The organism is candidate division TA06 bacterium B3_TA06, assembly GCA_005223075.1.
GTDB lineage: Bacteria > Hydrothermota > Tepidihabitantia > B3-TA06 > B3-TA06 > B3-TA06.
In genome coordinates this window covers 1-14,772 of record NJBO01000030.1, presented here as the reverse complement: position 1 = coordinate 14,772, position 14,772 = coordinate 1, and the positions used below count along the sequence as shown (strand labels likewise).

16 protein-coding genes are annotated in these 14,772 nt (G+C 47.3%); 14 read left to right on the top strand and 2 right to left on the bottom strand.

Going from position 1 to position 14,772, the window contains the following annotated elements; translation table 11 throughout:
- Both CEE36_10975 and CEE36_10970 read right to left on the bottom strand, forming a co-directional pair.
- Positions 1 to 1,363, bottom strand: a 1,363-nt coding sequence (locus CEE36_10975) for a hypothetical protein (protein ID TKJ37903.1), incomplete at its 3' end; no start/stop codon positions are given.
- A gap of 98 nt (positions 1,364 to 1,461) precedes the next feature.
- The gene (locus CEE36_10970; protein TKJ37902.1) at positions 1,462 to 2,010 is read right to left on the bottom strand and encodes a hypothetical protein; all 549 of its coding nucleotides are present in this window, start codon (positions 2,008 to 2,010) and stop codon (positions 1,462 to 1,464) included.
- A gap of 216 nt (positions 2,011 to 2,226) precedes the next feature.
- On the opposite strand from CEE36_10970, the gene CEE36_10965 reads away from it, so the two are divergent.
- The 14 genes from CEE36_10965 to CEE36_10900 form a co-directional block, all read left to right on the top strand.
- Positions 2,227 to 2,793, top strand: coding sequence for a hypothetical protein (locus CEE36_10965; GenBank protein TKJ37901.1), 567 nt, complete (start codon positions 2,227 to 2,229; stop codon positions 2,791 to 2,793).
- A 533-nt stretch (positions 2,794 to 3,326) separates the two neighbouring features.
- Positions 3,327 to 4,085, top strand: a complete 759-nt coding sequence (locus CEE36_10960; GenBank protein ID TKJ37900.1) for a hypothetical protein — start codon at positions 3,327 to 3,329, stop codon at positions 4,083 to 4,085.
- Positions 4,086 to 4,251: 166 nt separating this feature from the next.
- Positions 4,252 to 5,481 carry a hypothetical protein gene (locus tag CEE36_10955; protein ID TKJ37899.1) on the top strand — a complete coding sequence of 410 codons (1,230 nt, stop codon included), beginning with the start codon at positions 4,252 to 4,254 and terminating at the stop codon, positions 5,479 to 5,481.
- A gap of 115 nt (positions 5,482 to 5,596) precedes the next feature.
- Positions 5,597 to 7,474: a hypothetical protein gene (locus tag CEE36_10950; GenBank protein TKJ37898.1), complete on the top strand. Its 1,878-nt coding sequence runs from the start codon at positions 5,597 to 5,599 to the stop codon at positions 7,472 to 7,474.
- Between the two features lie 28 nt (positions 7,475 to 7,502).
- Positions 7,503 to 8,264, top strand: coding sequence for a hypothetical protein (locus tag CEE36_10945; protein TKJ37897.1), 762 nt, complete (start codon positions 7,503 to 7,505; stop codon positions 8,262 to 8,264).
- 50 nt (positions 8,265 to 8,314) lie between these two features.
- On the top strand, positions 8,315 to 9,019 hold the full coding sequence (locus CEE36_10940; GenBank protein ID TKJ37896.1) for a hypothetical protein: 705 nt from the start codon (positions 8,315 to 8,317) through the stop codon (positions 9,017 to 9,019).
- A 118-nt stretch (positions 9,020 to 9,137) separates the two neighbouring features.
- The gene (locus CEE36_10935; GenBank protein TKJ37895.1) at positions 9,138 to 10,508 is read left to right on the top strand and encodes a hypothetical protein; all 1,371 of its coding nucleotides are present in this window, start codon (positions 9,138 to 9,140) and stop codon (positions 10,506 to 10,508) included.
- A gap of 86 nt (positions 10,509 to 10,594) precedes the next feature.
- The gene (locus tag CEE36_10930; GenBank protein TKJ37894.1) at positions 10,595 to 11,713 is read left to right on the top strand and encodes a hypothetical protein; all 1,119 of its coding nucleotides are present in this window, start codon (positions 10,595 to 10,597) and stop codon (positions 11,711 to 11,713) included.
- Between the two features lie 105 nt (positions 11,714 to 11,818).
- Positions 11,819 to 12,295 (top strand): hypothetical protein, encoded by a 477-nt coding sequence (locus CEE36_10925; GenBank protein TKJ37893.1) that lies wholly within the window; start codon positions 11,819 to 11,821, stop codon positions 12,293 to 12,295.
- 9 nt (positions 12,296 to 12,304) lie between these two features.
- Positions 12,305 to 12,658 carry a hypothetical protein gene (locus CEE36_10920; protein ID TKJ37892.1) on the top strand — a complete coding sequence of 118 codons (354 nt, stop codon included), beginning with the start codon at positions 12,305 to 12,307 and terminating at the stop codon, positions 12,656 to 12,658.
- Positions 12,659 to 12,811: 153 nt separating this feature from the next.
- On the top strand, positions 12,812 to 13,294 hold the full coding sequence (locus tag CEE36_10915) for a hypothetical protein (protein ID TKJ37891.1): 483 nt from the start codon (positions 12,812 to 12,814) through the stop codon (positions 13,292 to 13,294).
- 76 nt (positions 13,295 to 13,370) lie between these two features.
- Positions 13,371 to 14,084 (top strand): hypothetical protein, encoded by a 714-nt coding sequence (locus tag CEE36_10910; protein TKJ37890.1) that lies wholly within the window; start codon positions 13,371 to 13,373, stop codon positions 14,082 to 14,084.
- Positions 14,084 to 14,428, top strand: a complete 345-nt coding sequence (locus CEE36_10905) for a hypothetical protein (GenBank protein ID TKJ37889.1) — start codon at positions 14,084 to 14,086, stop codon at positions 14,426 to 14,428. Before CEE36_10910 ends, CEE36_10905 begins: the two co-directional genes overlap by 1 nt.
- Before the next feature lie 91 nt (positions 14,429 to 14,519).
- Positions 14,520 to 14,772, top strand: a 253-nt coding sequence (locus tag CEE36_10900) for an IS30 family transposase (protein ID TKJ37888.1), incomplete at its 3' end; no start/stop codon positions are given.

Here is a 14,772-nt window from a genome sequence, read left to right as displayed (position 1 = left end):
GCACTATTTGAGAACCGATGGAGGTTATCACTTCCCAGTTGGGCGGCTTTTCAACAATCGGTGGCTCCGCTACCCCTATCCCCATGTCCCAGTCGGTGATCATTGCAAAGGCCTCGAAGATGGTGTCGGTGTTGAAGCGGGAGTACACCCAAACGATACGATCATTACAGCAGGCAACCGCAGGAGGTCGAGTGTAATACAGATTGTGAGGATCAATGAGCACGCTATCTGCGCCCCAGGGCGGGGTGTACTCAAACAGGGTGGTCCTGCGTATAGGCTCGTTGTCTTGTATATATCCCAGTATCCCTCCACCATGCTCCCAGCTGCGGTCCTTCGACGGATCAGATGTGTCAGGATTGCTAAAGTAGGTTCTCATGTGGGTATAGGCAAAGCTGTCGTTAGGCGAAACAGCGGTGGAATACCAGCCTTCTGAACTGCCATGGAGAAGCCACAAGGAATCTTCCCATATCAGCCCGCGTATGGGATGGCGAGTCAGACCACGATCACTGAACACCCGACCCACAGTAATCGGATAACCACTCGGATCTTTCCAGAACATCACGAAACGGTCGTTATCCAGCCAGTAAGCCTCAACCCGGGTGCCACTAGAGCTATCCTCCTCCACCAGATGCCCCATCGGCTCCCAGGGCAGAATAGGCTCATCCTCGGCATCAAATACCTGAAACTTGGGATAGGATTGGCCAAGCTCATACTTATACCAGGTTACCACCAGGTCGCCTGCATCGCTCAGCGCCACACCAGGATAGCGGAAATGGACATCATCAGGGAGATCGCCGTGAACCCTGAATGGATCACCCTGCGGCCCGTCCTCGAAAGAATAACGCCTGGCGTAAATCGTATCGCCATTCCAGACTATGGCAAACTCGCCCTTGTCGTTAAGACTCACCGCAACCGATCTGTCGTTCCGACTGACATATCCCTGATAGCCTGTCTGAGGAGAACCCAGGGGATTGCCGCTCGTGTCAAAAAGCTGTAAACGTAAAAACCCCTCATCAGGATTCGGATAAGGATGCTCTGTCCAGAGCAGGACGGTATTCCCTGCCGAATCCATGTCAAGATGGGAACCGCCTATCCGGTGGGTGTCCGCAACCTTGGTTATCTTGCAGGCGTCGGTTAAAGGGCTGCCGTCCTGGTCAAAGAAACGCACGAAAAGCTCCCATTCACAGAAGGGGGGGTAATCAACCTGCAGGTGGTCCAACCATGCAATGGCAAAACGCCCGTCAGAGGCCATGCCCGCGCGAAGGCAGCCCTGATGATGGCCTGGCTCAGCCTCGGCGATGCGAAAGGGTTCTACAAGAACCCCACCCCACAGGGTTAAAGCCAAAAGACTTATATTAAGCATTACTGCCTCCTTTTGTCTCAGTATAAGCGGTTCTTGGGCAATGTCAAGGCCAGGGAAAGAGGAGGGGGCAAGCCCCCTCCTCCAAGGGTTTGGATTCCTTACGGACTGTAGTCTATCCGCTCGCCTGCGCTACCGCCTTTTCCTCCTGTAAAGCCTGGAGGATTGCTGCTGCCAAAATACCAGTTTGCGCTATAGGTAGGCGGATCAGGGACATAGTTGAAGTAGTCGTAATAGTCATTTGTATCCCAGGTGCCTTCGACGACGTCGAACTCCACAAGGATCTGGCTCCCGTAATAGAATCTCGCAAAACCTGTCCAGGTAGCGCCTTCATTGACTTCTTTTTGGCCCCTTTGACCTGTGGGTTTCGAGCCGCTGGCCCCGGGCCAAAGCTTGATGGTGTAGCCTTTCTCGGTGCAGGTGAAGGTGGAGATACATACAGCACTGACGAAAAACGTATCGACGTCTTCATCGGTGAGGTCCTCAAGTATGCCTTCACCTTCCACATAGTCAAAGTAGGGGCTCTCTACGAAGGTGAGGTGTCCTGAGTTAAACCAACCGTTCCAGAGTTCCCAGTAGCCATAAGCGTTTGTGGCGGCCACGAGCATCACTGCAACCGCGGCGATGACGATTAGGGCCTTTTTGGACATAACGTTCTCCTTGGCTTAAAGAAGGGCTTTATTGTCCTTCCTTTATGAATCTATTATAGGCGCTAGGGGGGGGGAGGTATGTCAAGGCGGTTTTGATTAATTCGACTAAATAGTATCACAATGATAAACCGACGGCAGTATGAAGGCGTATTGCCCATCCAAAGTTGACAGTCTTCCTTTACCTCGTATAATCCGCCAAACCAAAGGAGGAGATTGATGGAACAAAAACTATCCAATCCCGCACCGCTCGGTCTGATGGGGTTCGGGATGACCACCGTGCTTTTAAATATTCACAATGCCGGCTTCTTTCCGATAAGCGTTATGATCCTTTCGATGGGCATCTTCTACGGCGGCATGGCCCAGATCATCGCAGGTATCCTTGAGTTCCGCAAGGGCAATACCTTCGGCACCACCGCATTTATATCCTACGGCCTGTTCTGGCTCTCGCTGGTTTTCATCCTGCTTGCCCCCAGGCTGGGTCTTGATTTGACCTCTGCGGCGTTCCTTGCCTGGTACTTCTTCTTCTGGGGGCTTTTTACGTTCACGATGATGTTCAGCACCCTGAAGAAGAACGCGGCGCTGTTCGTGGTGTTCCTGACGCTAGCAATCCTCTTCTGGCTTCTGGCGATCGCGCACTGGACCACGGGCAACACCGCTTTGATCTTCACCCGCATCGCGGGCTGGGAAGGGATTGCATGCGGACTTTCGGCGATCTATCTGGCCATGGCCGAGGTCTTAAACGAGAATCTTGGAAGAACGGTGCTGCCCATAGGTCCCTTCTGAGAATCGGTTATCTTTCCCTGTTTAAGCCGGCTACCTCGTGGTAGTAAGGCAGCCGCCCCTCAACGATTGAGACCCACGAGTACTGTTTGGCTCGTTCAAAGGCGCGCTCGGAAAGCTCCCAAAGGACACGCTGCACCCTTAAGAGCAAGTCCCTATCTTTTTAGTTGGATCATCTTGGGCGTAAGAGCCACGTAGCCCTTGTGTTCGCCTGGTGCCAACCAGTTATCTCTCCATATCCTTAGAGCGCCGATACTTATCTCAAGGTTACAGTATTTGAAAAACGGGAGCGACCTTGACAACTCCTCTGAATTTAATATATTTAGATTCATGGCGGCATAGCCAATTGTGGGTTCAGGAGTACTTGAAGTGAGGTGGATGAAGTATAGCCGAGCGTATGTCTCTTCCTACCCTCTATAATGGTTTCTGGCTCACCCCTCACTAATCTGACAGGGCTTTGTTCTATTATCTTCGTAACACACGTAGGGGTTGACAACCCTCCTCCCATACCTACAATAGTTTACAGAGGAGCAGTGATGAAGAAGATGCTTAAAGCGGCGGCGATCGTTATCCTTGTCCTTGCTGCGGCGCTAGGCTGCAAGAAGGAACCGCGCTGGCTGAGAATCTACTGGGAGGGGGAGTTCAGGGACTCAATTGATGTCACAGGCTGGGAGAAAAACGAAGATGTGGTTAAAATAGACAGATATTATTATCCATGGCAGGGAGAGGATTCGATAAGTTACTCGTTCTATCTCCCGTCGTTAGATACAAATATTTTCCCACCATATTCGTACCTTGTCGTAAATGACAGGCTTGCCGGCGTAGACCCCTTTGATGTTCACATAGAAAGCATGCCTTACAAAGGAGCGGTTCTCACACTAATGAGGTATGATTCTAATTTCAAGCTTCTTCCGAACTTAGTGATGATGCCCGTGGGGGTTTACTCCGCAGAGGATACTAAGGGACTTGACTCCATACCTCGAAACATCAGGCTCAAGGTCGATATTATCCCTCCGATACTCTCTCAAGTCAGCATTACCCCTGAGGTGCTCTCTAATATCGTGAGGTTTCGAAATATAAGGGTCCTGGAGATAACCCTTACAGGCAAAGACTTCAAAGACGACTTATCATGGACCCGCTGGTTATGTAGGATGAGGGGGGTGAGGAGGGTCACGTTTTGGGTACCAGATGGAACAACTGAATGGGAAGAAGCCATGATAGAATCCCGTCTTAGATGCTTGCCAAAACTTAGAGCCGTTGAGCTACCGGGATATTTTATTCATGTAACAGGTTAATTTTTATGGAAGGAAGCAAAGAGTGCTATTTTGGGAGAACTCGCGAGTTGACTTGAAGCTCTAATTTTAAGATGTTGAACGAGACTTAAGGAGTGATAAAAACAGTGCATAAGAAATTCGTCAGGTTTGGGTTGCACTCTTCAGGGTTAGGAGTAGCATCAGGAGGATGAAAAAGATGAGATTGTCATTTAGCCTGCTGGCGATCGGGCTTATCTTGATTGGCGTACTTGGCTGCAAGAAGGAGACACAGACGTCAGAAGGGAAAAGAGAGTTTCGAGAGTTGGTTCTGGTGCGTGAGGCATATCCCCTGTTGGATACGCTTTACATCTCCAAGGATTACAAGCCTCGGCCTACGGATGTCATTGTGCTTGACGTTACCGACTGGGAACCGGACAAGGATGCACTGGTTTTTGTGAGAAGTGGTGTAGACGTCACATACATAATACCTTACACTTGGCAGGGTGAAGATACCATTTATTACACATATGATGGAAGTTACTTGTGGATAAACCGCAGGCTTGTTGGGCTAAGCAACTGCAGATATGAAGCAGATTCAGTGGGTTCCCCCAATGACATTGTGACTTTGTTTGATGACGGGCAGATAAAACTGGACAGCTTGAAGAGCTACCCTAATGCCGCCACTATAGGTGTTTTTTATTCGCTGCACATGGGCAAGACCCCTACCCTTTTGGCCGTTTCCAATCTTATGAAGATACCGAAGGCCAAAGATATTGATCTTTATATTTCTTATAATGATATCTCCAATCTTGACTTTCTAGGTTTTGCCTTGGTGCCGAATCTCAAATTTTTAAAGGCGATACCCTGCGAGAAGGAGAACTGGGGCTTGAGTTTTCTTTGTCTGGCCAGGGGCCTGCGAGAGTTCTTTTTCTCCGCGCTAAAAATTACAAGCAAAGACTTTTCACGAATCGCACGAATCTCAAATCTTAGGAGACTGACTCTTGAGTCAGATACTATTGAAGAGGCGGGTTTCAGGCGCCTTAAGGCCCTTAACAATCTGACTGAGCTGAACATAAACAGTCGTGCGATTGGCGACAAAGCCCTGCGTTATATTTCCCAGCTAAAAAATCTCCATGTGTTGCGTTTGATCAATACTAACGTAACAGACACCGGACTTGCGTATTTGGAGAATCTTGACAATCTGCGGAGCCTTGATTTGAGCAATAGCAGGAACATCACCGATAGTGGTTTGGTGCATCTTGAGAAGGTTACATCGTTGCGCAGGCTTAAGCTTTTTTCAGAAAAGGAATACCCTTCCTTTGATCCCCACTTGCTTATCGTGGGGAATTACCCTTTCTATCTTCCCAACCCTCAGGTAACCCGTGAGGGCGTAGAGCGGCTGCGTAAAACCCTGCCCCGCTGCGAGATCGTCTGGTAATATGCGCTAGCCCGGAATTCGTCAGGTTTGGGTTGCACTCGTCAGATGAGGTTGACAGGTGGCCCTTCCGGATTACAATTGTTCACTGCGGAACAGAGTTCCGCAAGGAGCGGTGATGAAGAAAAGATCTATCCTGAAGTTCGCAGCTGCACTTGTGCTTGCCCTGGCTCTGGCGCTTGGTTGCAAGAAGAAGGAGGCGCCAAAGCCTGGGCAGTGCTGGCTTTATGTCTACCTCGATGGGAAGTTTGAATGTGTGGTGGATGTTACAGGATTGAAGCCTGGCAAGGATTTTATCTGGCTTGACTTCTTCCCCTACCAGTGGAATGGGGAAACGAGCCTCTATTACAAGTGGGATAACTCCATTCTATGGGTCAACGATACCCTAAGGGGAGTGGCTCTGCTTGGAGATGATATTGGAGATATAACTGATTTCACTACTGTCGTTGCAGCGTGGGCTGATCCCGCTAACCTTCCTCGCCTTGAGCGTTTCCCTAACCTGACCGTCCTCAAGTTGATTGATGCAGAAGCCTCCGACTTAGAGGCGCTGGAGAGGTTCAGCAATCTTAAAGGAGCGTATCTGTGTCTCTACAAGATAACTGATGAAGAACTGGCTTCTCTCGAACCCCTCTCAGGGTTAGATTGGGTATACCTGAATCTGGAGTCGAGCCATATAACCGATGCTGGTCTTGCAAGTCTCCGAATGCTTCAAAACATAGTGGGCCTGAACTTATTGAATACCGATATAACAGATGAGGGTCTGAAATATCTTGCTGGACTTCCTCGACTCGCAAGCTTGAATCTTGATCCAACGAACATAACGGGCTCGGGCTTCGTTTACCTTAAAGCCCTTGACCGCCTCAGAACGTTCAGCTTCGCTATGAGTTTTGGGAGAGGCTTGGTTAGGGATTGGTCTTATCTTGAAAGCCTATCCAATCTGAGGGAGTTGAATCTGCAGTTCAATAGACTGGCCGATGCCGACCTTTGTTGGCTTAAAGGCCTTACTAAGTTGAGGGTTCTCAATCTCACCGGCAACCGGATTACGGACAGAGGACTGGTCTATCTTAAGAATTTACGCAGCCTTGAGAGACTGGAACTTGGATTCAACGCATGCATAATGGGTAAAGGTCTGCGTTGTCTTAAGCAAATGAAGGATTTGAGAGAACTCAGGCTGGAACGCACCATGCTTACAGATGAGGGGCTGGCTTATCTTTCCGGGCTTGCCAATCTTCAAAGGCTTGGTCTTGAGGGCAACCATATCACGGATAAAGGGTTGGTCCATCTTAAGAAGCTAGCGAACCTCAAGATCTTAGACCTCCGAGGCAACCTTATCTTCGGAGAGGGCCTCTCCAATCTCTCAGCATGTAAGGAGCTTGAGGTCTTCTATCTTGAGAGCAACCCTCTGGGAGACGAGGGGGTTGTTCACCTGGAAAGGCTTAAAAATCTTAAGGAGCTCTGGTTAAGCTTCACTTCGGTAGGCGATGAAGGAGTATCTCACCTTTCCGGGCTCACGAACCTTAGGGAATTGCGCTTGATGGGATTGAGAATCACCGATTCCGGTCTTGCACATCTTGCAGGACTTCACAACCTGAAGGAGCTCTGGCTTTACGGCGTTAGCATCAATGGTAGCGGACTGGCTTACCTTTCAAATCTAAGGAATCTTGAGCGTTTAGACCTGGGAGGTATCGAAATTCCGGATTCGGTACTTCGGCATCTCGAGGAACTAGTCAGCCTAAGAACCCTTTATCTTGAGGGTTGGAGGATCACTGATCTCGGACTTCGGCATCTGTCCAAGCTTGCTAGCCTTGAGCGGCTTTCCTTGGAGTGTCCCTTGATAACCGACAATGGCCTCGCGTATCTTCGCACCCTTTCCAAGCTGAAGAAGCTTTTTCTGCATTCCCATTACGTTACCGAATCAGGGATGGATAGACTCCGAACCGCTCTGCCCGGATGTGATATTGCAAATACATGGACCCCTGAGAGAGGGCTGTTATGAATAAGGTGGGCTCACAAAAGGAGCGGCGATGAAGAGCATGTTTAAACAGATAACGATTCTGTGCCTTGTGGCGCTTGCGGGATCAGTCGTCTTCTGCAGGAAAGAGGCGGCTCCCCAGCCCGAGCCGCGCTGGCTGCGCGTCTACCACGACGGCGAGTTTGAGGATTCCATAAACGTCACCGGCTGGGAGGTGAACGAAGATGTTATCTGGATTGGCTCCTTCTATTATCCATGGCAGGGTGAGGACTCGATAAACTATGATTGTTATCGACTAATGTCATTAATTGACGGAGGGGTTGAAGAGATTTGGGACCGTGGTTCGGTTCTTCGTGTAAACGGTAAGTTAGTAGGGATCAATACTAATTATGTTGATACCTTGGAGATTGCTGAACCTCATGATGTCATAACTGCAACCGTTTGGGATTGCGAAGAATGCCTGGAAGTAAGCTTGAAGAAATTCCCTAATCTAGTTGGTATCTGGGTAAGTGTTGATAACTCAAACATATCAAAAACACTTGATGTTATTTCTCAAGATATAAGATTATATGTGTTTTGTTTTGATGCAACCGACAGGAACCTTAGAGAACTATCCAAATTTTTAAACATAAGGATTTTGTATTTGGAGCGCGATAGGATCACGAATTGCGGATTGAGACATCTTGCAAAACTTAAGGAATTACGCTGGTTACGTATCTCAGGGTTTTGCGATAAAATCAACAGTAAAGGTAGGAAATATCTTAAGGCTCTCCATAAACTCAGAAGCCTTAATTTATATTACCGGACTACGTAAATCTTTAATACAGGTTAGATCGGGTGCAAAGCCAAAGAAAGGGGGTAATCATGACCTTATCTGGAGGTTCTTCAAAAAAAACGTCTGATCCTTTGATAGAGGATATGACGGAAGCAATTAACAAACAGGTTGGACTTTTAAAGAAAAACTTCAAGGAGGAAGTGGAGTTCTCGTTCGATTTTCGGAGAGCATGGTATGAGGTGGAGAGGGTAGATCAACTGGAGCCTAAAGAAAAAAGATTCGCACAGACTCAAGCTATAGTCAGCATACAATACGAAAAGTACTCCGTTGACAAAGCAAGGACATCATACTATCATTGTAAGGTCAAGTTGAATCCTGAAAAAGCCCTGACATTGTTAAGTCGCTACGATGTTAGTTTGGATTTCAAAGCTGCCAGGACTTATAGGGAGAAGGATTTTCCCAAGACTTCAGACGACCCAGAACTTCCACCTGCGGGAATTGTATCTTTTTTTGGTGACTTACCTGATCCGGACAAAAATGAGCGCATTAAGGGAAAAAGGGGACCTGTTCTGTTCTCTTACCAATTCGACATCAGAAGGTCTGATGAGAAAGCCAATAAAGACGATTTTCTCAGAGTCAGGATGGGTATATGGCATGAGATTATGGAATGCACGATTCTCTCTATAGCCGCAGAAGCACTTTACATGCCCAAAAGTCTATATCTAGATTACATGGGCGAGCAAGAAGGGCGGGATATGAGCTCCCTGGCTAGTTTTGCTCAGATTGCCGTGTAGAGATCTATAAGTTTTGAAATTTATTTGAAGTGATGCAGAACTTCCTTTCCTTCCCTTTATTCGTCAGGTTTCTATTGACTTCGTCAGGATTCGGAGTAGCATCAGGAAGATGAGAATAATGAGATTCACTCTTAGCCTGCTGGTGATCGGGCTAGCCTTAATAGGTTTGCCCGGCTTCAAGAAGGAGACGGTGCCGCCGACTTCAGAGCAGGCCCAGCCCGAACCGCGCTGGCTGGTTATTACTACTTATTACTATGATTTTGATAAATTGGAAGTGGCAAGAGATGAAATAGATGTTTCCGGGTGGATTCCATATGAAGATGCTGTTGAGTTGGGTGGGAGGACTGACGTGTTTCACCAAGAGTTTTTTTATCCCTGGCGAGGTGAGGATAGCATACATTACGAGTATTCTCACGCCTCAGGCAAGCTTATGGTGAACGGCGAACTGGCAGGGGTTGATCTTAGCTGGATAAGTATCGGAGAGATTGACGAACTTGAGGGGATCGTTACGGTTACTTGCAATGGGATAGACCCACAAACACTTAAACTGTTCCCGGATTTGCGAATCCTACACCCGATATTTAATCCCGAATCCGATTATGATTATGATATAGAACTTCTAAGCGAGATACCGTCGGATATTCGGCTGTATATTTATTGTATTAATCCCACAAATGCTGAGTTAAGACGGATAAGCAAGTTGAGTAACGTCAGAGGATTGCTGGTCTCGGACGGCATGAGTCTTCGCAGAATAAATATCAATCGTAAGCTCAGACATTTAAGAAGGATGGAAAATCTGCGGCTGCTCTCGATCAGAGAGCTAAGATTAACCGACGCGGGCTTGAGGAATATCGGATGTCTGACGAACCTGAGGGAGTTATGGCTGGATGTTTCCGTCGAACCCTATACTATCTGTGACTATCTTGAGGCGTTTGGTTTGTATCCCTATACTATCTGTGATTCTCTTGAGGCGTTTGGTTTGCATCTTCCGGACTGGTTGTACGAATGTACTTACGAGATGGACTGGCATCTGAGGATTCGTAACCACTACTCCCAAGGTGTGACAGAAGCAGGTTTTAAGCATATCGAGAACTTGCGAAATCTGGAAACATTATTTTTGTGTTATGGGAAGGATATAAACGAAGAGATGCTTGCTACCATAGCCAGTTTGCCAAATCTCAGGCATTTGCGTCTGTATGAGAGTTATATCAGTAACCAGGGTTTGGCATATCTCGCGTCCCATCCAAATCTTGAGAAGCTGGATTGTTCCGAAGCTGGTGTGAATGATACTGGAGCCATGTACATTAGCAAGTTGCCTAATCTAAGATATCTCTACTTAGATCGTGTCGATATTACGGATGCGGCGGTCAAATACCTGCTTGGGTTGAAGAACTTGGACGTATTGAGGATAGGTTGGGGCGTTGATATAAGCGAGGAGGGGCTCATGCAGTTGGAGAAGGAATTGCCGGTTTCTTACTGTCGATTTTGAATCATTTCGTCAGGTTTATCTGGACTTCCTCACCCAGGCTGCTAAACTAGTCAAACCTTTAATCACGTCATTTTGGAGGTGATGCTATGGCATTTGGATGTCAGCCTGAACTAAGCAGGGAACAAATACAGGAGCAGTTCGATATTTTTAAGAAACGCAAGGATCCCCTAGTGCTCCTTACGGAGAAGTCTCTTAGGAATCCAGATCTAATGGTATTCCGTATGCACGATGAGACCTGGAAAGAAAACCCGGTATACAAAATACTTGAGAAGGAAGGTATCCTTCAGATGACTCTTAAGGACGGAAGCACATCTACATACAGTGCAAGAATAGAGATGTCACCTGCGATCTCGGTGCAGACATTAGCCCTATGTGGGGTCCAGGATTACACTTTACGCCCAGGCTTCGTTGAAGGAGCTGAAGCTAAGCTTTGGGATATGGGTCTCAACCTTGCAACCAACCTGAAGGTTACATTCCAAATCACCTACAACATCAACCGGCTAGAGGACTTAATTGCATTGAGAAAATCAATGTACCATGAGTTTATTGAAGCCGCTCTTGTCTATATGAATATTGTGGCCTTGGGCGATCCTAAGTACATCCAGGGTAAAGACGTACCCAATTATACTCCAGGAGATGCATTCACTCACGACGTCACGGAACAGGCAATAGATCTTCAACTGAAGGATAGCGATTTTTATAAATGGAGTAGTGAGGACCCTACTTCTGATGCGTTTGAATCCCAGTCACGCTCGCACGAAAAAGAGGCTGAGCGGTTGGCTTCCAACGCCTCCTCTTTGGATAAGGGAGGGAGCCATCTGCAGGCTAACTCCAAGTGGAAGGAGTGCGCGGAAGCCTGGGAGAGGGCGGCAAGGGCGTGGGACGCCTCCACACATCCAGATGCCAGGTCTAAAGCCAAAGATGCCAGAGAAGAGATGAGAGTGGCTGCTAAGAAGGCAGGGCACTGGGAGGTTAATCCTTCTTCAGGTAAAGAGATAACCATCAAGTACCGGGATTGGTTCGGGGATTTTGAGGCAGAGATCCTGGATACAACCGGGAGGAGGATTGATAAGTTTACCCGTTCAATTGAACAAGGCGAGATTTGTTGGGGCGTTGACTCCCGCATAAAAGCCGGCACTTATTTCGTTAAGGTGAAGCTTTTAGGTGACGAGTTCGAGACGGAGAAGATAGCTATTCTGGGGTAGTGATTTTTTTCTTTTGTAGCGAGAACCTCAGCGTGCCCCCTTCGGGTATCGGGTTCGCTTGACAACCCTCCTCCCATACCTACAATAGTTTACAGAGGAGCAGTGATGAAGAAAAGATCTATCCTGAAGTTCGCAGCTGTCTTGGCGTTTGCCCTCGCTGCCATGCCCGGCTGCAAGAAGCAGCGCTGGCTGCGCTTATATCACGAAGCCATGTTTGAGGATTCCATTGCTGTGTTCGTTGATTCCATCAACATCACCGGATGGGAGGTGAACGAGGATGTGGTTGAGTTAGGCTATTTCTACTACCCTTGGCAGGGGGAGGATTCAATTTATTTCCGTGAGGGCTCTCATTACTACGAAGAGGAATGCTACCCTTACGTTCCACCGCCCCTTTTTCTTTTGGAAGTGAACGGCAAGATTGTTGGGCTTAGGACCAATCCCATCTCGAGCGTGTCCGATTCAAGCGATATTATCACAATAATATATGAACCTTGGGCGAACGATGACACCATTCACTATGAGCTAAGCGTTGACAGGTTCCCCAACCTGGTAGGGGTCACTCTAGACGATATATATATATAAATAGTTGACGTGCCCATACAGGATTACTTTTATATTATTGATGGAGAGTTTTACCGCCGTCTGGATACGGTTCCCCGTTGTTTCCCCACTGTTGAGGTCTTCCTTTGTGAGAACCTTTATTCTGATCTGGTGAAGGGGGTTCCTGTTCCTTATTACGAGGATTATAAACCGCCACCTGTGTTCATAGATATTGAGTTCTTGGTAGACAGTGCAGGTAACGTGGATTCGATGAGTATTGTTGAAAGCACTGGAAGCCCTGAGTGGGATTCGCTTATCTTATCTTCTTTTTCGAAATGGAGATTTAAGCCACCTGAAGAAGTTACCGTGCATAGATTTATAGATTTTCAAATTTATTTGAAGTGATGCAGAACTTCCTTTCCCTCCGTTTAATCTTCAGGTTTCTATTGCATTTGTCAGGCGATTAGGGATTAATCAGCGCTAACTTCTGGCTGATCCTTTGGATGGGGTTCTCTTGACAGACCATCATCCTCGCCTACAATAGCTTACGAGGCGGTAATGAAGATAATCTTCTGGCTGATAACTCTCCTTTGGCTTGTGATGCTTTTGGTAGGCAGACTCGGATGGTGCCCACCCAGGAATAGACAGGTTGTTGAGGATTCCCTGAGCGTAGATATTGCTGAATTGTGCTATCAAGATAACTTTTATATTATTGAAGGAGAGTTTTACCACCGTCTGGATACGGTTCCCCGTTCTTTCCCCACTGTTGAGGGCTCGATTAGTGGAGGTCTTTCTTATTCTGATCTGGTGAAGAGGTTTCCTGTTCCTTATTACGAGGATTATAAACCGCGACCGGTGTTCATAGGGATTAAGTTCTTGTTAGACAGTGCAGGTAACGTGGATTCGATGAGTATTTGGGACAGCACAGAAAGTCCTGAGTGGGATTCGCTTATCTTGTCCTCGTTTTCGAAATGGAAATTTAAGCCACCTGAGGAAGTTGCCGTGTGGAGATCTATAAGTTTTGTAATTTATTTGAGGTAACGCAGGACTTCCTTTCCCTCCGTTTAATCGTCAGGTTTCTATTGACTTCTTCAGGGTTAGGAGTAGCATCAGGAGGATGAAAAAGATGAGATTGTCATTTAGCCTGCTGGTGATCGGGCTTGTCTTGATTGGCGTACTCGGCTGCAAGAAGGAGCGCTGGCTGCGCGTATACAACAATGGGGTGTTTGAAGATTCAATCAACGTCACCGGATGGGAGGTTAACGAGGATGTGGTCTGGCTTGACTACTTCTACTACCCGTGGCAGGGTGAGGATTCGATTGATTTCCGTGAGGGCTTACATTACTTCGAAGATGAAACCGGCTTTGATAAACATCCTTTTTTCGTTTTGGAGGCAAACGGAAAAATTGTCGGATTCCGGTCGGATTACGCCGAAGTCATTACAATACCTGACTCGAACCTGATTCTGACTATCACCTACCCTAACCGCGCTTATACCCTGAGGTATAAGGACTTTAGTTTGGATGATCTGAAACGTTTCCCTAATCTGGTGGGGGTATACCTCTCAATCGATTCAAGAACGGGACTAAGTAAACTAGAGTCAATTCCTCGAAGAATCAGGTTATATTTACATTGTTACACAACAGATGATGCGCTAAAAAAACTATCTAATTATCAAAATATTCGAACGTTACTAATAGAAGGTGATTATAGTCACCGGGGAGTACGATACTTGTTGAGGCTGAAGAACCTAAAGTTGCTAACCACAAAGGGCGTCAACATTAACGATATACCAGGCTTGAAACGACTATCGAAATTGTGGGTTCAATAATGAAGAGCGTACTTAGGATTGGTTTAATGCTGATTCCAGTTCTTATTACTTTAATTGCGTCTGATTGCAAAAAGGAGCACCGGCTTCGCGTCTACAACAACGGCGTATTTGAGCATAAGATCAACATCACTGGCTGGGATGTAAATGAGGATTTGGTCAAGTTGGGCGGATTCTACTACCCATGGCAGGGCGAGGATTCTATAGATTACAGAGGCTGTTATTTTTGTGAAGGTAAAAAATATGTCGAACGTGGGTTCAATAATGAAGTGCAACACCTTGGAAAGCGAGAGGGATTTCGTTATTCTGAGGACGTATGCACTCAAGATACCAACATCTTGGACTGAAGGAGCGTGAGGTGACAGCGTGCCCCTTGAGCGCTTTATGCGCTCATAGGGTATAGATACGATGCGTAGAGACGGGCGATCTATACGAGAGATGGGCCGTGTTTTAGGCAGGAGTCCCTCTACCATCTCGCGTGAGTTGCGGCGCAACCCCTCGCCTACCTACGACTTTTACATAGACCATCGTGCTCAGGTACGAGCGGATAAGCGCAGGTCAAAGGCAAGCCGCAGGATGCGATTAAAGAGCAAGGTGATCAGGGGTTACGTGGTGTCCAAGCTCACCCAGGACTGGTCGCCTGAGCAGATATCGGGCAGGATAGAGATAGACCATCCGGGTATATCCATCA